The sequence below is a fragment of the Methylopila jiangsuensis genome (genome assembly GCF_027922305.1).
In the GTDB taxonomy this organism is placed as follows: Bacteria; Pseudomonadota; Alphaproteobacteria; order Rhizobiales; family Methylopilaceae; genus Methylopila; species Methylopila jiangsuensis.
In genome coordinates this window covers 271,796-291,666 of sequence record NZ_BSFK01000010.1, presented here as the reverse complement: position 1 = coordinate 291,666, position 19,871 = coordinate 271,796, and the positions used below count along the sequence as shown (strand labels likewise).

Annotated in this window: 21 protein-coding genes; 6 read left to right on the top strand and 15 right to left on the bottom strand. The window is 71.1% G+C overall.

The features are described from left to right. Position 1 precedes the first annotated feature (1 nt). The 4 genes from exbD to PKE85_RS11020 all read left to right on the top strand — a co-directional run bounded on the left by exbD (position 2) and on the right by PKE85_RS11020 (position 4,247). The gene (gene exbD / locus PKE85_RS11035; protein ID WP_271204790.1) at positions 2-442 is read left to right on the top strand and encodes a TonB system transport protein ExbD; all 441 of its coding nucleotides are present in this window, start codon (positions 2-4) and stop codon (positions 440-442) included. After that, the gene (locus PKE85_RS11030; protein ID WP_271204789.1) at positions 429-1,367 is read left to right on the top strand and encodes a TonB family protein; all 939 of its coding nucleotides are present in this window, start codon (positions 429-431) and stop codon (positions 1,365-1,367) included. Before exbD ends, PKE85_RS11030 begins: the two co-directional genes overlap by 14 nt. Before the next feature lie 119 nt (positions 1,368-1,486). Beyond that, positions 1,487-2,818, top strand: a complete 1,332-nt coding sequence (locus PKE85_RS11025; RefSeq protein ID WP_271204788.1) for a hemolysin family protein — start codon at positions 1,487-1,489, stop codon at positions 2,816-2,818. Positions 2,819-2,840: 22 nt separating this feature from the next. Continuing rightward, complete coding sequence (locus tag PKE85_RS11020; RefSeq protein WP_271204787.1) at positions 2,841-4,247, top strand: pyridoxal phosphate-dependent decarboxylase family protein; 1,407 nt, start codon at positions 2,841-2,843, stop codon at positions 4,245-4,247. 2 nt (positions 4,248-4,249) lie between these two features. On the opposite strand, the gene PKE85_RS11015 is transcribed toward PKE85_RS11020, so the two are convergent. From PKE85_RS11015 to coxB, 8 genes are all read right to left on the bottom strand, one after another. Next, entirely contained in the window at positions 4,250-5,002 is a 753-nt protein-coding gene (locus PKE85_RS11015) for an SURF1 family protein (protein WP_309299076.1), read from the bottom strand. Between the two features lie 2 nt (positions 5,003-5,004). Next, positions 5,005-5,379, bottom strand: a complete 375-nt coding sequence (locus PKE85_RS11010) for a DUF983 domain-containing protein (RefSeq protein WP_271204786.1) — start codon at positions 5,377-5,379, stop codon at positions 5,005-5,007. A 95-nt stretch (positions 5,380-5,474) separates the two neighbouring features. Next, positions 5,475-6,311 (bottom strand): cytochrome c oxidase subunit 3, encoded by an 837-nt coding sequence (locus PKE85_RS11005; protein ID WP_271204785.1) that lies wholly within the window; start codon positions 6,309-6,311, stop codon positions 5,475-5,477. 69 nt (positions 6,312-6,380) lie between these two features. Then, the gene (locus PKE85_RS11000) at positions 6,381-6,971 is read right to left on the bottom strand and encodes a cytochrome c oxidase assembly protein (protein WP_271204784.1); all 591 of its coding nucleotides are present in this window, start codon (positions 6,969-6,971) and stop codon (positions 6,381-6,383) included. 11 nt (positions 6,972-6,982) lie between these two features. After that, complete coding sequence (locus tag PKE85_RS10995) at positions 6,983-7,147, bottom strand: hypothetical protein (RefSeq protein ID WP_271204783.1); 165 nt, start codon at positions 7,145-7,147, stop codon at positions 6,983-6,985. A gap of 5 nt (positions 7,148-7,152) precedes the next feature. Continuing rightward, positions 7,153-8,121, bottom strand: a complete 969-nt coding sequence (gene cyoE, locus PKE85_RS10990; protein ID WP_428981343.1) for a heme o synthase — start codon at positions 8,119-8,121, stop codon at positions 7,153-7,155. A gap of 195 nt (positions 8,122-8,316) precedes the next feature. Then, the gene (gene ctaD / locus PKE85_RS10985) at positions 8,317-9,921 is read right to left on the bottom strand and encodes a cytochrome c oxidase subunit I (protein ID WP_271204782.1); all 1,605 of its coding nucleotides are present in this window, start codon (positions 9,919-9,921) and stop codon (positions 8,317-8,319) included. A gap of 31 nt (positions 9,922-9,952) precedes the next feature. Continuing rightward, complete coding sequence (gene coxB / locus PKE85_RS10980) at positions 9,953-10,777, bottom strand: cytochrome c oxidase subunit II (RefSeq protein ID WP_271204781.1); 825 nt, start codon at positions 10,775-10,777, stop codon at positions 9,953-9,955. A gap of 387 nt (positions 10,778-11,164) precedes the next feature. Between coxB and PKE85_RS10975 the strand changes: the two genes are divergently transcribed. After that, on the top strand, positions 11,165-11,650 hold the full coding sequence (locus PKE85_RS10975; RefSeq protein WP_428981349.1) for an invasion associated locus B family protein: 486 nt from the start codon (positions 11,165-11,167) through the stop codon (positions 11,648-11,650). Positions 11,651-11,673: 23 nt separating this feature from the next. On the opposite strand, the gene PKE85_RS10970 is transcribed toward PKE85_RS10975, so the two are convergent. The 7 genes from PKE85_RS10970 to egtB all read right to left on the bottom strand — a co-directional run bounded on the left by PKE85_RS10970 (position 11,674) and on the right by egtB (position 18,458). After that, positions 11,674-12,507 (bottom strand): aminotransferase class IV, encoded by an 834-nt coding sequence (locus tag PKE85_RS10970; RefSeq protein WP_271204779.1) that lies wholly within the window; start codon positions 12,505-12,507, stop codon positions 11,674-11,676. Beyond that, positions 12,495-13,088, bottom strand: a complete 594-nt coding sequence (locus tag PKE85_RS10965) for an anthranilate synthase component II (RefSeq protein WP_271204778.1) — start codon at positions 13,086-13,088, stop codon at positions 12,495-12,497. Before PKE85_RS10965 ends, PKE85_RS10970 begins: the two co-directional genes overlap by 13 nt. Further along, a complete protein-coding gene (gene pabB, locus PKE85_RS10960) occupies positions 13,085-14,521 on the bottom strand; it encodes an aminodeoxychorismate synthase component I (protein ID WP_271204777.1) in 1,437 nt (478 codons plus the stop codon). The genes PKE85_RS10965 and pabB overlap by 4 nt, the downstream gene beginning before the upstream one ends. Positions 14,522-14,674: 153 nt before the next feature. Beyond that, entirely contained in the window at positions 14,675-15,631 is a 957-nt protein-coding gene (locus tag PKE85_RS10955) for an ArgK/MeaB family GTPase (RefSeq protein WP_271204776.1), read from the bottom strand. Positions 15,632-15,731: 100 nt separating this feature from the next. Next, on the bottom strand, positions 15,732-16,124 hold the full coding sequence (locus tag PKE85_RS10950; protein ID WP_271204775.1) for a hypothetical protein: 393 nt from the start codon (positions 16,122-16,124) through the stop codon (positions 15,732-15,734). Positions 16,125-16,221: 97 nt separating this feature from the next. After that, positions 16,222-17,181 carry an L-histidine N(alpha)-methyltransferase gene (gene egtD / locus PKE85_RS10945; RefSeq protein WP_271204774.1) on the bottom strand — a complete coding sequence of 320 codons (960 nt, stop codon included), beginning with the start codon at positions 17,179-17,181 and terminating at the stop codon, positions 16,222-16,224. Beyond that, positions 17,181-18,458, bottom strand: coding sequence for an ergothioneine biosynthesis protein EgtB (gene egtB, locus PKE85_RS10940; protein WP_271204773.1), 1,278 nt, complete (start codon positions 18,456-18,458; stop codon positions 17,181-17,183). The genes egtD and egtB overlap by 1 nt, the downstream gene beginning before the upstream one ends. 160 nt (positions 18,459-18,618) lie before the next feature. Between egtB and PKE85_RS10935 the strand changes: the two genes are divergently transcribed. Further along, positions 18,619-19,860 (top strand): PQQ-dependent sugar dehydrogenase, encoded by a 1,242-nt coding sequence (locus tag PKE85_RS10935; RefSeq protein ID WP_271204772.1) that lies wholly within the window; start codon positions 18,619-18,621, stop codon positions 19,858-19,860. Positions 19,861-19,871: the final 11 nt, after the last annotated feature.

Below are 19,871 nucleotides of genomic sequence, written 5' to 3'. Positions count from 1 at the left end.
GATGGCCGGGAAGGTCGACGAGGGCGGCGGGGACGATCTCGCCGACAACGCCGAGATCAACGTCACGCCCTTCATCGACGTGATGCTGGTGCTGCTGATCATCTTCATGGTGGCGGCGCCGCTCGCAACGGTCGACGTGGGCGTGGATCTGCCGGCCTCCACCGCCAGGCCGCAGCCGCGGCCGGACAAGCCGGTCTATCTCACGGTCAAGTCCGACCTGAAGGTCGCGCTCGGCAACGAGATGCTCGGCCGCGAGCAGATCGGCGCCGCTCTGGAGCGCGCCACCAAGGGCGACAAGGAGCAGCGCATCTTCCTGCGCGCGGACAAGACCGTCCCTTACGGCGAACTGATGGGCGTGATGAACGACATGCGGCGGGCCGGCTACCTGAAGATCGCGCTGGTCGCGATCGAGAGCGTCGGCGGCGGCGATGGCGCGCGCTGACGCGCTCAGCCTGCAGGCGGGCGAGAAGACCGGAGGCGGCGACGTCGCCCGCTGGCTCGGCGCCGGCGCGGTCATCCTCGCCGCCCATGCGGGCGTGCTGATTCTCTCCCAGCGTTCGCCGCAGCCCACCGGTTTCGAGACCCCGCCCGCGATCGAGATGGATCTGACGCCTCCGCCGTCCGGCGAGACGCAGGAGCTCGCTCCCGAGTCCTCCGCGGCCAGCGCGCCCACTCCCGAGGTGGAGACTCCGATCGAGCCGGAGGCGGAGATGCTGCCCGAGCTCGAGACCGATCCGCCCCCGCCCCTCGAGGAGACGGTGGAGACCGTCGAAGCCGAGGAGACTCCGCAGGAGGTCGAGGACCTGCCGCCGGACGTGGCCGAGGTTCCTCCGGACGTGACGCCGGAGGTGGCCCTGCCGCCCGAGCAGACGGTGACCGCGCAGGAGATCGAGGAGCCCAAGCCGAAGCCCGTGGCGCGCAAGCCCGAGCCGAAGCGCGAGGTCGTGAAGAAGCCCCAGCGCGAGCCGGTGAAGCGCGAGGCCCGCAAGCCTCCCGCCGCCAGGCCGCCGACGGCGGCCGCGGCCCCGGCCAGCGGCTCCATGGGCTCGGCGAACAGCGCAGGCTCCGCCCGCGCGGCCGCCGACTACGGCCGGCGCCTGCACGCGCTGCTCGCCGCGCAGAAGCGCTACCCCGCCGCAGCCAACGCCCAGCGGCTGCAAGGGCGCGCGGTGATCCGCTTCACGGTGAACCGGGCCGGCAACGTGGTGAGCCAGTCCATCGCCCAGAGCTCGGGCTACGCGATCCTGGATCAGGAGCTTCAGGCCATGCTGCGGCGCGCCTCCGGCCGCTTCCCGCCGATGCCGGCCGACATGGCGGGCGGGAGCAAGACCTACACCGTGCCCATGTCGTTCGCCTTCCGCGGTTAAGAGGCAAGGCGGTGGCCTCGCCGCATTGTCATGAAAGGCGCCCATGACGCGGGCGGAGTTTCGCCCTATACTCCGCGCCGACGACGGGTGTTCCACCCGTTCCCTCTTCCGGACGCTTCATGCCTATCTTCGAAATTGTCGTTCTCGTGGGCCTCGTGCTTCTGAACGGCTTCTTCGCCATGTCCGAGCTCGCGGTCGTCTCCTCCCGCAGACCGCGACTCAAGATGCTGGCGGAGGGAGGCAGCAAGGGCGCGGGGCGCGCTCTGGCTCTGGCGGAGGACCCCGGAAGCTTCCTGTCCTCGGTGCAGATCGGCATCACGCTGATCGCGATCCTGACCGGCGTGGTGGGTGAAGCCGCGCTGGCGGAGCCGCTGGCGCAGGTCCTGGCCGCCTCCACCCCGCTCGACGCCTACGCCCGCCCGGTCGCCAGCGGCCTCGTGGTGTTCGGCGTGGGCTACCTGTCGCTGATTCTCGGCGAGCTGGTGCCGAAGCGCATCGCGCTGGCGGATCCCGAGCGCATCGCCACCATGGTGTCCGGCCCGCTCTACCTTCTGGCGTTGGTCGGCAAGCCGTTCGTCGTCGTGCTCGGCGCATCCTCCGCGCTGGTGCTGAAGCTGCTCCGGGTGCAGGAGCAGGACGGCAACAACGTCACCGAAGAAGAGGTGCGCAGCGTCATCGCCGAAGGCGTCGCCGCAGGCTCCATTGAGCCGGTGGAGCGCAAGATGATCGAGGGCGTGCTGGGCCTCGCCGACCGCCCGGTGCGCTCCATCATGACGCCCCGGCGCGACGTGTTCTGGATCGACGTCACCGACGACCCCGAGACCATCAAGACCGAGCTGTCCGAAAGCCCGTTCTCCCGCGTCGTTGTGGGCAAGGACGGCTCGATCGACGACCCGGTCGGCATCCTGCACAAGAAGGACGTGCTCGCCACGCTGATCGCCGGCAAGCCGTTCGAGATCGCCGCCGCGGTCAAGGACCCGCTCTACGTGCCGGAAGGCGCCTCGGCCCTTTCGCTGCTGGAGCTGTTCAAGAGCCAGCCCTCGTCCACCGCTTTCGTGGTGGACGAGTTCGGCGGCTTCGAGGGCATCGTCACCTCGCACGACGTGCTCGGCGCCATCGCCGGCGCGCTGCCCGAGGAGCACGAGACGGCGGAAGACCAGGACATCCGCCGCCGCGAGGACGGCACCTACATGGTGGACGGCCGCGCGTCGCTCGACGTGGTGACCGAGACCTTCGCCTTCGTTATTCCGGCGGAGGATCAGGGCGAGTTCCACACCGCCGCCGGCCTCGTCATCGCCGAGCTCGGGCGCATCCCGAACGAGGGCGACACGGTGGACATCGGCGGCTGGACCATCGAGGTGATCGACATGGATGGGCCGCGGGTGGACAAGCTGATGTTCCGCCAGAGCGACGCCCGCGCCGGGAACACCCCCGCCGGCGTCGGCGTCTGAGACCGGGTTTCGATCGGGCGCGATGTTCGACCGCCCCTCCCGCCTGAAGGCCTCAGAATCGGAGATCGACGCCGCGCTGGCCCGCCTGCGGGCGGAGCTGCTGCGTCCGCCTCCGGGTCCCGCCGCGACGCGCCCTGAGCGCGCCGCGGTTTCGCCCCATGTCGGCGTCCCTGCGCGCGGGCGCCCGCTGGACGAGGCGCTCGACCACATGCTGGCGCTGGCTGGCGCCGGCGCCGACCGGGTGGACCATCCCCGCTTCCACGCCTTCGTGCCCGGGCCGGCGGCTTTGGCCTCCCGCATCGGCGACATGGCCGCCGCCACGCTCAATCTGCAGGCCGGTTCTCCGCGCCAGAGCCCGGGCGCGGCCGCGATCGAGCGGACGCTGATCCGCTGGCTCGCCGACGCCGCAGGCTTGCCCCCGGAGGCTGGCGGACTGTTCCTCTCCGGCGGCTCCATGGCCAACCTCGCCGCCGTGGTCGCCGCCCGCGAGGACCGGCTCAGTGAATCGGAACGACCGCGCGGCGTCGCCTATGTCACCGCCGAAACCCACCCGTCCGTGACCCGTGCGCTGCGCATCGCGGGCCTCTCGCGCGACCGCATCCGGACCGTGGCGACCGACGACCGCTTTCGCATGGCGCCCGGGGCGCTGGAGGCGGCGATCGCGCGCGACCATGCGACCGGCCTGCGCCCGTTCCTCATCGTGGCCACGGCTGGCGCCACCGCCACCGGCGCCATCGACCCCCTGCCCGACATCGCCCACATCGCGGAGCGCTGCGGGCTCTGGCTGCATGTGGACGGCGCGCTCGGCGCCACCGCCGCGCTCTCGCCGGCCCGCCGCGCTTTGCTGGACGGGATCGGGCGCGCCGACAGCCTCGCCTGGGACGGGCACAAATGGCTGTTCCAGACCTATGGCTGCGGCATGCTGCTGGTCCGCCGCGAGGCCGCGCTGACGGACGCCTTCCGCCTCGACGCCGGCTATCTCCACGATCTGGCGCAGGACGACGGGGCGCCGAACTTCTGGGACATGGGACCGGAGACCAGCCGCCCGGCGCGGGCGCTGAAGCTGTGGCTGACGCTGCAGACGCTGGGACTTGACGAGATCGCCGCCGCCGTCGACCGCGCCTGCGCGCACGCCGAGACGGTCGACCGCCGGATCGCCGCCATGGCCGGCTGGCGACGGGGCGCGCCCGCCTCGCTCGGCGTGGCCACCTTCCGCTGCGCGCCGGAGAGCCTCGACGACCATGCGGCGGACGCGCTCAACGCCGCCTTGGCCGCCGACATGCGGGCGGAAGGCTTCGCGGTGGTCGGCGAGGCGCGGCTGAACGGACGCCGCTTTCTGCGCCTCTGCGCGCTGCACCCCGAAACCACCGACGACGACCTCGGGGACACGCTGGACCGGCTCGTCGTCCACGCCGCGCGCAGGCTCTGACCTCAGGCCCGGCGGCGCGCGTCCCGCAGCAGGCCGAACGCATAGACGCCGAACACGCCGAGAAGCGCCGCGGCGAGGCCGAACCAGGTCAGCGCATATTCCAGATGCCGGTTGGGAAAGCTGATCCGCGTCTCGCCGCCTTGCGGCAGGCCTCCGGGATTGGGCGTGGCGTCCGCGTCGATGGTGAAGGGCGCGGCGCGCGCCAGTCCAAGACCGGCCGCGATCGGTCCGGGATCGCGCGCGAAGAACAGGCGTTTGGCCGGCTCGTCCGCGGGCGTGAAGGCGTTGCGGTCCTCCGGCCCCCGCAGCAGGCCCGACACCGTGACGCGGCCCGGCGTCTGCCCGTCCGGCCGCGTCGCCGGGTCCTGCCGCCCTTCCGGCGCGAAGCCGCGGTTGACGAGGATGGCGGAGCCGTCGTCCTGCATCAGCGGCGTCAGGATGAAGTAGCCCGGCCCGCCGATGGCGCCGCGCGGCTCGCCCAGCGCCACATAGACCCGCGCCTCGCGGGCGTGGTCGAACACGCCTTCGACGCGCACCGGCGCATAGGCCAGCGCGTCGATGTCGAGCGTCGGCCACTCCGCCTCCCCCGGCGCCGGCCGGGGCGGCTCCGCCATGCGGCGTTCGATGCGCGCCACCAGCTCGGTCTTCCAGGCGAGACGCTGCAGCTGCCAGCAGCCAAGGCCGACCAGCAGCGCGAAGGCGGCGAGCGCCGCCGCTCCCACGACGGCGAGGCGGCGGGCGACGGATAGGGCCACCGTCAGCGCTCGAGCCGGGCTTCGGCGGCGGCGTTGCGGCGCTGAAGCGTGATCAGCACGCCCTTCATCAGCCGGAGCAGCGCCAGGCACACGATCACCACCGCCGGCAGCGACACCAGCAGATGGACCCAGAACGGCGGCTCGAACGCGAATTCAAGCCACAGCGCGAAGCCCAGCGTGATGAAGCCGCCGATCAGCGTCACGAACACCGCCGGACCGTCGCCGGCGTCGGCGAAACCATAGTCGAGGCCGCAGGAGTCGCAGGACGGACGCAGCGCGATGAAACCGTCGAACAGCGGTCCGCGCCCGCAATCGGGGCAGCGTCCCACCGCGCCCCGCAGCACGGCGGTCGGAATGGAGCCGGTCGGTTCAGCCATGGCGATGGGCCTTCAGAAGACGGCCCTTCACGGACCGGAAACGACGAAGCCGCCGGCGGGGCCGGCGGCTTCGGAAGTTTACGACGCAGCGCGCGTCAGTGGGAAGCGACGTTCGGACCGGCGCCCCAGACGTAGATCACGGCGAACAGGAACAGCCACACCACGTCCACGAAGTGCCAGTACCAGGCCGCCGCCTCGAAGCCGAAATGCTGCTTCGGGGTGAAGTGGCCCTTCATGGCGCGGACGAGGCAGACCGCCAGGAAGATGGTGCCGACGATCACGTGGAAGCCGTGGAAGCCGGTCGCCATGAAGAAGGTCGCGCCGTAGATGTTCTCGGAGAAGGCGAAGGTCGCCTCGTGGTACTCCACCGCCTGCAGGCAGCTGAACAGCACGCCGAGCAGGATGGTGAGCGCGAGGCCCTGCTTCAGACCCTTGCGGTCGCCATGCACCAGCGCGTGGTGCGCCCAGGTGATGGTGGTGCCGGAGGTCAGCAGGATCATGGTGTTGAGCAGCGGCAGGTGCCACGGGTCGAAGGTCTGGATGCTCTTCGGCGGCCACACGCCCCCGGTGTGCTCGGCGCGCAGGAACTGGTGCGCCTCGTTCGGGAACAGCGCCACGTCGAAGAAGGCCCAGAACCAGGCGACGAAGAACATCACCTCGGAGGCGATGAACAGGATCATGCCGTAGCGCAGGTGCAGCTGCACCACGCGGGTGTGGAAGCCGGAATGGGCCTCCTTGATCACGTCCGCCCACCAGGAGATGGCGGTGTAGAGCAGGAAGGCGAAGCCGCCCGCGAACACCCAGGGCGTGCCGCCGTGCATCCAGACCACCGCGCCGATCGCGGTGACGAACGCCGCCATCGACGACAGGAACGGCCACGGGCTCGGATCGACGAGATGGTAATCGTGGTGCTTGGCGTGGGCGTCGGCCATTGACGTCTCCCCTTTATGCTTTTCGTCTCGTCCGCGTCGTCGGGCGCCCGTCGGCGGAAGGATCTTCGTTCAGAGTTTCGGTCGTTCGGTTCCTGCGGAGGTCAGCCGGGGCGCCTTCGCGGGGAAGAAGGTGTAGGACAGCGTGATGCGGCTCACGCGGTCGAGCTCGTGGTCGTCCGCGATGGACGGATCCACGAAGAAGGCCACCGGCATGTCGAGCTCCTCGCCGGGCTTCAGCACCTGCTCGGTGAAGCAGAAGCACTGCAGCTTGGCGAAGTGCCCGCCTGTGGTCTCCGGCGTGACATTGTAGGTGGCGGTTCCGGCCAGCTCACGGTCGGAGCGGTTCTTGACCTTGAACAGCACCAGCTTGGTCTCGCCGACCTTGACCCGGACGTTGGTCACCTCGGGCCGGAACGACCAGTCGAGCCCCGGCGCCACATTGGCGTCGAAGCGCACGGTGATCTCGCGATCGAGCGCCTGCTTCGGCGCGGCGGCCGCCACCTGGGTGGTGCCGCCGAAGCCGGTGGCGCGGCAGAACATGTCGTACAGCGGCACGGCGGCGTAGGCCGCGCCCACCATGAGCGCGACGAAGGCGACGCAGGCCAGCGCGACGCGGCCGTGGCGGCGGTTGAGGTCGGCGGAGGGCGCGGGCTCGGTCACGGGCGTCTCCCTCACATCGGCCGGTTCAGCACGTTGCCGCCGAGATGCACGATCGTCATCACCCAGAACAGCACCACCAGCACGCCGAGCGTGACGGCGAGCGCCACGTTGCGGCGCCCGCGCTGGCGCTTCTGCTCCTCGGTCAGGACCACGCCCGGCTCCGGCTTGTCGGCCATGGCGCTCACATCCAGCCCGGCAGAAGCGAGGGCAGCGGCGGCAGCCCGGCGAGCTTCTCCACCAGCACGACGGCGAGCAGGGCGAACAGATAGATCAGCGAGAAGCCGAACAGGCCGCCCGCCGCCTTGCGCGCGGCCTCGCCCTCGCGGCGGCGGTAGACCGCGACCGCGCGGAGCACGAAGCCGAGCCCGAGCACCGAGGACAGCGCCAGATAGAGCCAGCCGCCGAGGCCGACCAGGGCCGGCGCGACGCCGAGCGGCGCGAGCGCCAGCGCATAGAGCAGGATCTGGCGGCGGGTCTCGTCGGGACCGGCGACGCAGGGCAGCATGGGCACGCCCGCGCGGGCGTAGTCGTCCGACTTGATCAGCGCCAGCGCCCAGAAGTGCGGCGGCGTCCACATGAAGATGATGGCGACCAGCAGCGCGCTGTGCAGGCTGACCTCGCCCGACACCGCGGCCCAGCCCACCATGGGCGGCATGGCGCCGGCGAGACCGCCGATGACGATGTTCTGGGGCGTCCAGCGCTTCAGCCACATGGTGTAGATCACCACGTAGAAGAAGATGGTGAAGGCGAGCAGGCCGGCGGCGAGCCAGTTGGAGGCGAGCCCCAGCATCAGCACCGAGCCGACGGAGAGCACCACGCCGAAGGCGCAGGCTTCGCCCGGCGTCATGCGGCCGGCGGGCACGGGGCGGTTGGCGGTGCGGGTCATCACCGCGTCGATGTCCGCGTCCCACCACATGTTGAGCGCGCCCGACGCGCCCGCGCCCACGGCGATGCAGAGCAGCGCGATCGCGGCCAGCACGGGGTGCAGCCCCGACGGCGCGGCGACCATGCCGACCAGGGCGCTGAACACCACCAGCGACATCACCCGCGGCTTGAGCAGGGCGATGTAGTCCTCGACGCCGGCGAGGCTCGGCCCGGGCATGGCCGGGACCGCGGTGTGTGCGGCGGTGTCGTCGTGGGCGAAGGTCATGCGCAGGCGAAGCCTCGATCTTGCGGCCGGACCAGCGTCCGGCCGATGCGGGACCCGTCAGGCCGCGACGGCTCCGGCCCCATGCGGTTCCGGGCGGCGAACCGGCCGCCCGGAGAAGGTGTCATCCAGGCCGCGCGGCGCGCGGCGGAAGCCTTCGGTCCGGGCGCCCGCCGAAGCCGCGCCCGGACCGTCGCGTCACTTGACGCGCGGCAGGGTCTCGAACTGGTGGAACGGCGGCGGCGAGGACAGCGTCCACTCCAGCGTCGTCGCGCCCTCGCCCCACGGGTTGTCGCCCGCGACGCGCTTCTTCGAGAAGGCCTCGAACACGCCGTAGAGGAAGATGAACACGCCGAGCGCCGAGATGTAGGAGCCGATCGACGACACGAAGTTCCAGCCGGCGAAGGCCTCCGGATAGTCCACGTAGCGGCGCGGCATGCCGGCGAGACCGAGGAAGTGCTGCGGGAAGAACACCAGGTTCACGCCCACGAAGGTGACCCAGAAGTGCACCTTGCCGATGGTCTCGTTGTACATGTAGCCGAACATCTTCGGGAACCAGTAGTACCAGCCCGCGAAGATGGCGAACACGGCGCCCAGCGACAGCACGTAGTGGAAATGGGCCACCACGTAATAGGTGTCGTGCAGCGAGCGGTCGATGCCGGCGTTGGCGAGCACCACGCCCGTCACGCCGCCGAGCGTGAACAGGAAGATGAAGCCGATCGCCCAGATCATGGGGGTGCGGAGCGAGATCGAGCCGCCCCACATGGTGGCGATCCACGAGAAGATCTTCACGCCGGTCGGGACCGCGATCACCATGGTGGCGAACACGAAGTAGGCCTGCGTGTTCACCGAAATGCCGGTCGTGTACATGTGGTGGGCCCACACGACGAAGCCGACCACGCCGATCGCCACCATGGCGTAGGCCATGCCCAGGTAGCCGAACACCGGCTTGCGGGAGAAGGTGGAGATGATGTGGCTGATGATGCCGAAGCCCGGCAGGATCAGGATGTACACCTCCGGGTGGCCGAAGAACCAGAACAGGTGCTGGTAGAGGATCGGGTCGCCGCCGCCCGCGGGCGTGAAGAAGGTGGTGCCGAAGTTGCGGTCGGTGAGCAGCATGGTGATCGCGCCGGCGAGCACGGGCAGCGACAGCAGCAGCAGGAAGGCGGTGACCAGGACGGACCAGGCGAACAGCGGCATCTTGTGCAGCGTCATGCCCGGGGCGCGCATGTTGAAGATGGTGGTGATGAAGTTGATGGCGCCGAGGATCGACGACGCGCCGGCGATGTGCAGGCCGAGGATGGCGAAGTCCATCGCCGGTCCGGGCTGGCCGCTGGTGGAGTACGGCGGATAGATCGTCCAGCCACCGGAGACGCCGTGCGAGCCGGGCGCGCCGGGCACGAACAGCGAGATCAGCAGCAGGCCGATCGCGGGGATCAGCAGCCAGAACGAGATGTTGTTCATGCGCGGGAACGCCATGTCCGGCGCGCCGATCATGAGCGGCACGAACCAGTTGGCGAAGCCGCCGATCACCGCGGGCATCACCATGAAGAAGATCATGATGAGGCCGTGGGCGGTGGTGAAGGCGTTGAAGGTGTTCGGGTTGGTGAAGATCTGCATGCCCGGCTCCTGGAGCTCGAGCCGCATGCCGATCGACAGCGCGCCGCCGATGATCCCCGCGATGATCGCGAAGATCAGGTACATCGTGCCGATGTCCTTGTGGTTCGTCGAATAGACGTAACGCCGCCATCCGGTCGGATGATCGTGGGACGCGTGCGTCATCCCGTGCGCCGCAGCAGCCATGGCCTCGTGTCTCCCTCGTGCTCGTTCGGCGTCAGCGCTGCGCGACGTTGGTCGCGGCGGCGCCGTTCACGGACGCCTCGAGCAGCTTCTTCGCTTCGTCGGTGTCTTTCTGCGCCGCTTCGAGCCAGCGCTTGTAGAGGTCGTCGTTCACCACGCGGATGGCGATCGGCATGAAGGCGTGGTCCTGGCCGCAGAGCTCGGAGCACTGGCCGTAATAGACGCCCTCGCGATCGGCGCGGAACCAGGTGGAGTTCAGACGGCCCGGCACCGCGTCCACCTTCACGCCGAACGCCGGCATGGCGAAGGAGTGCAGCACGTCCTCGGCGGTCACGTCCACGTGGACCACCTTGCCGACCGGAACCACGGCCTCGTTGTCCACCGCCAGCAGGCGCGGCTTGCCGTTCAGCTCGCTGTCCTGGAGCATGACCGCGGTCAGCGTCAGCTCGTTGGCGTCCGGATAGACGATGTCCCAGTTCCACTGGCGTCCGACGACCTTGATGGTCAGATCGGCCGGAGGCGGCGTGAACTGGGCGTAGAGCAGCCGGAAGGACGGGATGGCGATCACGACCAGGATGAGAACCGGCGCGATCGTCCACACCACCTCGAGCATGGTGTGATGGGTGGTCTTGGAGGGAACCGGGTTCGACTTCTCGTTGAAGCGGACCACGCAGTAGACCAGCAGCCCCAGCACGAACAGCGTGATGGCGACGATGATGACCAGAATGAAATTATGGAACGAGTGGATCTGCTCGAAGATCGGGGAGGCCGACTGCTGGAAGCCCAGCTGCCACGGCGAGGGCTGGCCGTCGCCGGCAAGCGCCGGAGCGGCGGCGAACAGGCCCGCGGCCGAAATCATGAACGACGTCAGACGTCCGGATGGAAGCATTGTGGCCTGCCCCTCGTCTCTTCCCTGTCGCGGACGCGTCCACGCCCGTCGTGCTTGTCATCACGCACCATCACGGCGCGGCATATGCGTCATTGGTCGTATTCGCGACGGCGCGACGGACGCGCGATCGCGAATCCACCGCGCGGCCTGCGCCGCCCAGTTTTCGCCGCACCTTTGAAAACATAAAGATTGCCAAAGCTCAATGTGGCCCCCGGCGACGCCGTGCGGCATAAAGGCGCGAAGGCCGCGCGCGCCGCGCATGGCTCTCGAGGCCGTCTTCGCTTGACAGACCGGGCCGCTCTGTTACCCCGCAGCGGTCCCCATCCCGGAGAGCATCAGCCCGTGCCACGCAATCCACTGGCGGCGCTCGCCGTCGCCTCCCTCGCCGCGCTCGCGCCCGCCGCCGCCCATGCGCAGGGGGCCGTGAAGGCCACCCATGGCGACTGGCAGATGCGCTGCGACACGCCCGCCGGCGCGCAGGGCGAACAGTGCGCCCTGGTGCAGAGCGTCACCGCGGACGACATGCCGAATGTGGGCCTCACCGTCATCGTGCTGAAGACCGCGGACAAGAAGAGCCGCCTGCTGCGCGTGCTGGCGCCGCTCGGCGTGCTGCTGCCCTCGGGCCTCGGCCTGCGCATCGACCAGACCGAGGTCGGCCGCGCCGGATTCGTGCGCTGCCTCACCAACGGCTGCGTGGCCGAGGTGGTGCTGGAGGACCCGCTGGTGAACCAGCTGCGCACCGGCAAGAGCGCCACCTTCATCATCTTCCAGACGCCCGAAAAGGGCATCGGCGTGCCGGTGTCGCTGAACGGATTCGGCCCCGGCTTCGACGCCCTGCCCTGACCTCGGGGACGCGCCCCGCCGCCTCAGCGCGGGTGCGGCGCGCCGCAGGCCGCGGCCACCGCGGCCGAGAGCCGGGCCACCACCGGATGGCCCGCGCCCGGCATCACGTTTTCGTCGACGGCGGCGACCGGCATCGCCAGCCGGACGCTGTTGGCGGCGAAAGCCGCCTCCGCGCTGACGAACTCGTGTAGTCCGAGCGGCCGCTCCTCCACAGGAATTCCGAGGTCGCGGCAGGCGTCCAGCGCCAGACGCCGGGTCACCCCCGGCAGAATCCCCTCGTCGAGCGAAGGGGTGACGACGATCCCCCCCACCACCGCGAACAGATTGGCCATGGCGGTGGAGGCGACGCGCCCCGCCGTGTTCAGCATCAGCGCGTCATCGGCGCCGGTGCGGCGCGCCGCGTCGAAGGCCAGCACGCTGTCGAGATAGGACAGGGTCTTGGCGCGGGAGACGAACGAGCTCGGATTGCGCCGGACGGAGACGGTCGCGAGCCGCACGGCCGCGAACAGCGCGTTCGGGGGATAAGGCCCCCGCGCCGCGATCACGGCGGGCTCGGCCCCATCGGGAATCGCGAGGCCCCGCGCGCCGGCGCCGCGGGTCACGGTGAGCCGGATCACCCCGTCGCCCTCGCCCGCGAGCGCCAGAACCTCGCGCTCAAGCGCGGCGCGGTCCACGGGCAGGCGAATCTCCGCGGCGGCGGCGCAGAGCCGGTCGAGATGAAGGCCGAGCGCCGCGGGGCGGCCGCCGAACACGGCGATGGTCTCGAACAGGCCGTCGCCCAGCGTCAGCCCGCGATCGGCGAGGTCGAACGGCGCGCGGTTCACGTCCGCGACCGGCTGGCCGTTCAGGCGCAGCACGACTGTCGCCGCCTGGCCGCGTCGAGGAAGTTGCGCAGCAGCGCGTGGCCGTTCTCGGTCAGGATCGACTCGGGGTGGAACTGCACGCCGAAGGTCGGGTGCTCCACGTGCTGGAGCGCCATGACCTCGCCCTCCTCGGAGCGGGCGGTCACCTGCAGCGGGCCGGCGTAACCGGCGTCGAACTCCACGATCAGCGAGTGGTAGCGCCCCACGCTGAGCGGGCTCGGCAGGCCGGCGAACAGGCCGGTCCCGTCATGGGCGATGCGGGAGGCCCGGCCGTGGAGCGGCCGGCGGGCGCGCACGACCTTGCCGCCGAACACCTCGCCGATCGCCTGATGGCCGAGGCAGATCCCGAGGATGGGGACGCGGCCCGAGAGCGCCCGGATCAGCGGCAGCGAGACGCCGGCCTCGGTGGGCGTGCAGGGGCCGGGCGAGATCACGATGGCTTCGGGCTGAAGCGCCCCGGCATCCTCCACGGTGAGCGCGTCGTTGCGGATCACGCGGACCTCGCGGCCGATCTCCTCGAAGTAGCGGGCCACGTTGAAGACGAAGCTGTCGTAGTTGTCGACGACGAGGATCATCGGAGGCCTCCCGCCGTGGCGCGGGCCCGGTCGGCGCCGGCCTCGTCCAGCACGCCGCCGAAGGCCTCGAACACCGCGCGGGCCTTGGTCAGGCTCTCGTCATACTCGGCCGCCGGGTCGGACAGGGCGGTGATGCCGCCGCCGGCCTGGAACACCGCCTTGCCCCGGGCGATGGTGGCGGTGCGGATGGCGATGTTGAAATCCGCGTCGCCGGAGAAGCCGATCCAGCCGATGGAGCCGCAATAGACGCCGCGGGCGTGGCGCTCCAGCTCGGTGATGATCTCCATGGCGCGCAGCTTCGGCGCGCCGGTGATGGAGCCGCCGGGGAAGCTCGCCCGCAGCAGGTCGATGACGCCAAGCCCCTCGCGCAGGCGCCCCGTCACCACCGACACCAGATGATGCACCGAGGCGTAGGTCTCGAGCCCGCACAGCGTCGGCACGTCCACTTCGCCGGGGCGGCTCACCCGCGAGATGTCGTTGCGCAGCAGGTCGACGATCATCACGTTCTCGGCCCGGTCCTTCTCGGAGGCCAGCAGCACCCGCGACGAGGCCCCGTCCGCATGGGGATCGGCCCAGCGCTTGGTGGTGCCCTTGATGGGCCGCGCCTCCACGAGGTCGCCCGTGACCGAGACGAAGCGCTCGGGCGAGGACGAGGCCACCACCAGATCGCCGAAGGCGAGATAGGCGCCGAAGGGCGCTGCGTTGCGCCGGCGCAGGCGCCTGTAGAACGCCCAGGGGTCGAAGTCCGCCGGCAGATCGGCGAGGAAGCGCTGGGCGATGTTGGCCTGGAAGATGTCGCCCGCCAGCACGTAGTCCACGCAGGCGCGGATCGCCTCCACGTAGGCGGCGCGGTCGAAGTTGGAGCGGAACGGCAGCGGGGCGGCCGGCGCCGCCGCAACGGGCGCGCTCGGGACGGGCCGCGCCAGCCGGGCAAGCACCTCGTCGGCCCGGGCCTTCGCCCGCGCGGCGCGCGGCGCGGGCTCCGTCTCGGGCGCGCCGGTGGAGATCAGCCAGGCCCTGTCGCGATGATGGTCGCAGGCGACCACCCAGTCGTAGAGCCCGAGCATGGCGTCGGGGACGCCAAGATCGTCCACGGCCGGCGCCGGCAGGCGCTCCAGCCGGCGGCCGTAGTCGTAGGCGATGAAGCCCGCGGCTCCTCCCTGGAACGGCGGCAGGTCGGGATGGGCTTCGGCGCGCTGGGCGGACAGCGCCGCGCCGAGCGCCGTAAGCGGATCGCCGTCGAGCGGCCGTCCGGCGAAGCGGGCGCCGTCCTGTCCCGCCTCCAGCACGGCGTAGGGGGAGGCGGTCAGATAGGAGTAGCGGCCAAGCTTGGCGTGCGGCATGGCGCTGTCGAGGAACACGAGATGATCCGCGCCCGCGAACCGCTCCGCCAGCGCCGCCAGATCCGTCGTGTCGAGTTCGGTGATGTGCATCGTCCGCCCGCGCGGCCCGCGCCGACGCCTTGAGTCAACGCCAGCGCAGCGCCGGCTCTTCGTCACCGACATATAATATGCGGCCGTCGTCGCGTCGTCATGCGCCGTGCGCGCGACGCGACGTCCCGCAGCGGGGGTCTGCCTGCCCGGCCGCTACGCCGCGCCGTCGCCGCGCAGGCGCGCGGACAGGATGCGGGTCGCCTCCGCCTCGCGGGCGAAGGGTCCGCCGGACAGGCCGGGCAGGACGGCGGCGCAGGCGGCGAGGCCCACGGTCCCGAACTTGGTCCTGAGCCCCGCCCGCAGCCGGGCCTCGCTCCGTTCGGCGCGGCGGCGCTCCCGCAGGCCGCCCTCGCGCAGGAAGACGGCGTGCTCCTCGATCAGGGCCACCAGCGTGTCGAGCCCCTCCCCGGTCTCGGACGCCACCAGCGTCACTGGCGCGCGCCAGCGGCCGGTTCCGGGATTCGTCAGGGCCATGGCGCCCTCCAGGTCCTCGCGGGCGCGGATCGCCGGCAGGCCGAGATCGGCCTTGGTCACCGCCATCACGTCCGGCAGTTCCATGACGCCGGCCTTGATGAACTGCAGCGCGTCGCCGGAGGCGGGCTGCACCGCGAGCAGGATGGTGTCCGCCACCAGCGCCACGTCCGCCTCGGACTGGCCGACGCCGACCGTCTCCACGATCACCCGGTCGAACAGCGCGCGCATCAGCAGCACCGCGCCGAAGGCGAGCTCCGACAGGCCGCCCAGCCGGTCGCGGGCGGCGAGCGAGCGCACGAACACGCCCCGGTCGTCCGGGTCGGTGGGGATGCGGGCGCGGTCGCCCAGCAGCGCGCCGCCGGAGCGCATGGAGGACGGGTCCACCGCCACCACGCCGACCGTGCGCCCCTGCGCCCGGAAGGCCCGCACCAGCGCGCCGGTGAGCGTGGACTTGCCGACGCCGGGCGGGCCGGTGAGGCCCAGCACGTCGCCGTGGGGCTCGGCCTCGGCGGCGTCGAGCAGTTCGGCCGCCTCGAGGCTGCCCGCCCCGCGTTCGAGCTTCGCCAGCGCGCGGGCGAGCCCGACCTTGCCGGAGGCGCGGAGCGTGGCGAGATCGGGGAAGGATCGGGCGTTCACGGGTGGCCGAGATGCTCAGGAAGGGAAAGCGCCGTCCCGTCTCGCACGATTCCGGCCGCCGCGCGACGGCGCCTTGGTCTCGGGCGGGATGTCGCGGGGGTTAAGGCGCCTTCGGCGATTCCACCGGACGGGCCGCCGCGTCCTTCTGCTTGATGGCGTCGCAGCGGTCCCGCAGCATCACGTCCGCCTTCTGCAGCGCCACGTTGAAGGCGCTCGCCTGTTCGGGGGAGAAGGTGGCCCGCCGGGCCTTGGCCTGGCTCACCTCGCCCATCATGTATTCGTAGAACACCTGCCGTTCGGCGGGGGTCGCCAGATGCACGGAAGCGACTCCGATGACGCAACCGCACAGCTCGGGCGAGACGCGGGTGGCGCACGCTTTTCCATAGGCGGCGTCCACGGCGGCCATCTCGGCCGGATCAGGCGCGCCCTGCGCGAAGACCGCGGACGCCGACGCGAGCAGCGTCGCCACGGCCGCGATGCGAATGAATGCCATATCCGATGAACTCCTCCGGTCCGGACGCGGCGATCCAGCGGCGCGCGTCTCTTATGATGCCCTTATGTGGCACATCCGGACCGGCGGCGTCATCCCTTCATGCGCTCGGCTCAAGTCCCGTCACCGCGAACAGCCGCTCGTCGTCGGTCCAGATCCTGGTGACGCGCCAGCCGGCGGCGGCGGCCAGCGCCGCGAATCCGTCGGCCGAATATTTGCGCGAGCTTTCGGTGTGGATGGTCTCGCCGCGGGCGAAGGCCACCCGCTCGCCGCCGACCGCCACCGTCTGGTCCGCGAGGCTGACCGCGTGCATCTCCACCGCGCCCTCGCGCTCGTTCCAGCGCGCCTCATGGGCGAAGCGCGACAGGTCAAAGCCGCCCTCGAGCTCCCGGTTGATCCGCTCGAGCACGTTGAGGTTGAAGGCCGCCGTGACGCCGGCCCCGTCGTCGTAGGCCGGCAGAAGCCGCGCGAGGTCCTTGCGCAGGTCGACGCCGACGATGGCCCGGCCGCCGGGGCCCAGATGGCCGCGCATGCGCTCAAGGAAGCCGCGCGCCTCCGCCTCGGACAGGTTGCCGATGGTGGAGCCGGGGAAGAAGCCGACGCGGGCGTTCAGCCGCGGCAGGTCGTCCGGCAGATCGAGATCGGCGGTGAAATCGCCCGTCACCGGCCGGATCTCCAGCCACGGGAACCGCTGCTGCAGGCGCGCGGCCGCGAGCTCCAGAAAGTCGCCCGCGATGTCGATCGGCACATAGACGGCGGGGTTGTCGAGGGCCGCGAGCAGCAGCGCCGTCTTCACGCCGGCGCCGGCGCCGTACTCCACCACCGTGGCGCGCGGGCCGCAGAAGGCGGCCATCTCCGCCGCGTGCCGTTCGAGAATCAGGGTCTCGGTCCGCGTCGGATAATACTCCGGCAGGCGGGTGATCTCCTCGAACAGCTCCGAGCCGCGGTCGTCGTACAGCCAGCGGCTCGGCAGGCTCTTCTTCGGGGAGCCGAGCCCGGCGCGCACGTCGGCGCGGAACGCCTCGCGCTGGGTCTCGCGGACGGGGACGCGCTCCAGCATCAGGCGTCCTCCGCCAGCCGGAGGCCCGAGAACTGCCAGCGCTTGTCCGGCGGGAAGAAGTTGCGGTAGCTCGCCCGCGCATGGCCCGGCGGCGTGGCGAGCGACGAGCCGCGGAGCACGAACTGGCCGCACATGAACTTGCCGTTGTATTCGCCGACCGCGCCCGGCGCGGGACGGAAGCGCGGATAAGGCGAGAACGGGCTGCGGGTCCACTGCCAGACCTCGCCGAAGGCCTGTTTCAAACCGGCGCCTGCGCCGGCCGGACGGGGCCGCAGCCGCGCAATGCGATCGCCGCCCTCGCGCGGCTCCACGTTCGCGGCCTGCGCCGCATGCTCCCACTCCTGCTCGGTGGGCAGCCGTTTGCCGGCCCAGGCCGCGAAGGCGTCGGCCTCGAAATAGCTGACGTGCGCCACCGGGGCGGCGGGATCGACCGGCTGCAGTCCGTTCAGCGTCATGGAGCGCCAGACGCCGTCCGTCTGCTCCCAATAGAGCGGCGCGGCCCAGTCCTCGGAACAGACCTTGGCCCAGCCGTCGGCGAGCCACAGCAGCGGCGAGCGGTAGCCGCCGTCCGCCATGAAGGCGAGCCACTCGCCATTGGTGACGAGCCGGTCGGCGATGCGGAACGGCGCGATGAGGGCCTGATGCCGCGGTCCCTCGCAGTCGTAGGCGAAGCCCGCGCCGTCATGGCCGATCTCCGCCACGCCGCCGTCGAAGCCGAGCCAGCCCGCCTCGGGCGCCGCGGCCGCCGGCGCCAGCGCCGGCCCGGCGTCGCCATAGGCGGGCTTCAGCGGGCTCTGGGCGAACAGATGCAGCAGGTCGGTGAGCAGAAGCTCCTGATGCTGCTGCTCGTGGTGGCAGCCGAGCGTCGCCAGCTCCTCGACGCCTTCGGACGGGTCCTCCGCCAGCAGCCGCTCCATGGCCTCGTCCACATGGGCGCGGTAGGCCATGATCTCGTCGAGCGCCGGCCGGGTCAGCATGCCCCGCTTCGGCCGCGGGTGACGGGCGCCCAGCGTCTCGTAGTAGGAGTTGAACAGGTAGCCGAAGACCGGCGAGAACTCCCGGTAGCCCGCGAGATGCGGCTTCAGGATCATGGTCTCGAAGAACCATGTGGTGTGGGCCAGATGCCATTTGGCGGGACTGGCGTCCGGCATGGACTGCACGGTGGCGTCGGCGTCGCTCAACGGTTCGGCGAGCCGCCGGCTGTGGTCCCGGACGTCGGCGTAAAAGCCGGACGTCCGGCCGCGCCCGAGGGGCGCGCGCGCTGCGTGAAGGGTCATCTGTGCTCCGCCTGGGGTCGAGCGCGTGTCGCCGGAGCGCCGCGCTTCGTATCTCGGGAGCTAACGGCTCGTCCTTCGTCGAGGTTCCACCGGCTTGTGTCCTGAGCGGGGCGCCTTAGGGTCGGCGCCTCCGCGGCGCGGGCCGCGCATTGGACGTTCCATGGCGATCGCGATTCCGACCTCGCCTGCACTCCGCCTCGCGGTCTCGGCTCTCGCCGTGGCGCTCGCGCTTGGATCGGCGCCCGCGCGCGCCGGCGGGGGGGAGGAGTTCTGGTCGATCGGTCAGCCCTATTCGGACGCCGCGCGGAAAATGGCGCCGGTCGCGGCCTTCCCCGCCCCGACGCCCGCCGACGAGCTGCCCACGGCCAAACTGCAGGCCCCGCCCGGCTTCCGGGTGGAGACCTTCGCCAGCGACGTGCTGGACGCCCGCATGATGCGCGAGGGCGACAAGGGCGTGATCTTCGTGTCCTCGCTGTTCGTGGCCAACCGGATCTACGCCCTCGCGCCGAAGCCCGGCGGCGGGCGGACGGTGAAGATCGTGCTGCAGGACACGCCGCTGCCCAACGGCATCGAGTTCCACAAGGGCGCGCTCTACGTGGCGACCCCGCGCCGCATCCTGCGCTTCGACGACATCGAGAACCGGCTGGACGATCCCGGCCCGCCCAAGGTGGTCTACGACGGCTTTCCGGGCGACGGCCCCCAGAGCTGGAAGGGCCTGCGCATCGGGCCGGACGAGAAGCTCTATGTCTCCGTCAACGCGCCCTGCAACGTGTGCGAACCCGGCCCCCGGCGCGGCCGCATCGTGCGCATGAACCTCGACGGCACGGGGCTCGAGACGGTGGCGGAGGGCGTGCGCACCAGCGTCGGGCTCGATTTCGACCCGGTCACCGGCGAGCTCTGGTTCACGGACAACCAGCGCGACGGGCTGTCCGACGACATGCCGTCCGACGAGTTGAACCGGGTGACGCAGCCGGGGCAGCACTTCGGCTTTCCCTATTGCCACTCCGGCATCATGCTCGATCCCGAATTCGGCTGGGGCCGCTCCTGCGAGTCGTATGTGCGGCCGGCGGCGCTGCTCGGCGCCCATGTGGCGCCGCTCGGCCTGCGCTTCTACCGGGGGCGCATGTTCCCGCCCACCTACGCCCACGCCATCTTCGTGGCCCGGCACGGGCCCTGGAACCGCAACCGCAAGATCGCGGACGTGGTCGCCGTGCTCCGGGACGAACGCGGCCGGGTGATCAGCGTGGAGCCCTTCCTCACCGGCTTCGTGCAGGAGGAGGACTATGTGGGCCGCCCCGTGGACGTGATGCCGCTCAGGGACGGCTCGCTGCTGGTCTCGGACGACCACAACGGCGCGATCTACCGCGTCACCTACGAGGGGCCGCAGCCCAGGACCGACTGACCCGGGACCGA

Coding starts and splice junctions, on each gene's coding strand:
- PKE85_RS11020 (WP_271204787.1), top strand. CDS start 2,841: ATGTTCGACCGCCCCTCCCGCCTGAAGGCCTCAGAATCGGAGATCGAC.
- egtD (WP_271204774.1), bottom strand. CDS start 17,181: ATGCTGGAGCGCGTCCCCGTCCGCGAGACCCAGCGCGAGGCGTTCCGC.
- coxB (WP_271204781.1), bottom strand. CDS start 10,777: ATGATTTCGGCCGCGGGCCTGTTCGCCGCCGCTCCGGCGCTTGCCGGC.
- pabB (WP_271204777.1), bottom strand. CDS start 14,521: ATGCACATCACCGAACTCGACACGACGGATCTGGCGGCGCTGGCGGAG.
- cyoE (WP_428981343.1), bottom strand. CDS start 8,121: ATGACCTTCGCCCACGACGACACCGCCGCACACACCGCGGTCCCGGCC.
- PKE85_RS11005 (WP_271204785.1), bottom strand. CDS start 6,311: ATGGCCGACGCCCACGCCAAGCACCACGATTACCATCTCGTCGATCCG.
- PKE85_RS10950 (WP_271204775.1), bottom strand. CDS start 16,124: ATGGCATTCATTCGCATCGCGGCCGTGGCGACGCTGCTCGCGTCGGCG.
- PKE85_RS10965 (WP_271204778.1), bottom strand. CDS start 13,088: ATGATCCTCGTCGTCGACAACTACGACAGCTTCGTCTTCAACGTGGCC.
- PKE85_RS10995 (WP_271204783.1), bottom strand. CDS start 7,147: ATGGCCGACAAGCCGGAGCCGGGCGTGGTCCTGACCGAGGAGCAGAAG.
- PKE85_RS11030 (WP_271204789.1), top strand. CDS start 429: ATGGCGCGCGCTGACGCGCTCAGCCTGCAGGCGGGCGAGAAGACCGGA.
- PKE85_RS11010 (WP_271204786.1), bottom strand. CDS start 5,379: ATGGCTGAACCGACCGGCTCCATTCCGACCGCCGTGCTGCGGGGCGCG.
- ctaD (WP_271204782.1), bottom strand. CDS start 9,921: ATGGCTGCTGCGGCGCACGGGATGACGCACGCGTCCCACGATCATCCG.
- egtB (WP_271204773.1), bottom strand. CDS start 18,458: ATGACCCTTCACGCAGCGCGCGCGCCCCTCGGGCGCGGCCGGACGTCC.
- PKE85_RS10935 (WP_271204772.1), top strand. CDS start 18,619: ATGGCGATCGCGATTCCGACCTCGCCTGCACTCCGCCTCGCGGTCTCG.
- exbD (WP_271204790.1), top strand. CDS start 2: ATGGCCGGGAAGGTCGACGAGGGCGGCGGGGACGATCTCGCCGACAAC.
- PKE85_RS11025 (WP_271204788.1), top strand. CDS start 1,487: ATGCCTATCTTCGAAATTGTCGTTCTCGTGGGCCTCGTGCTTCTGAAC.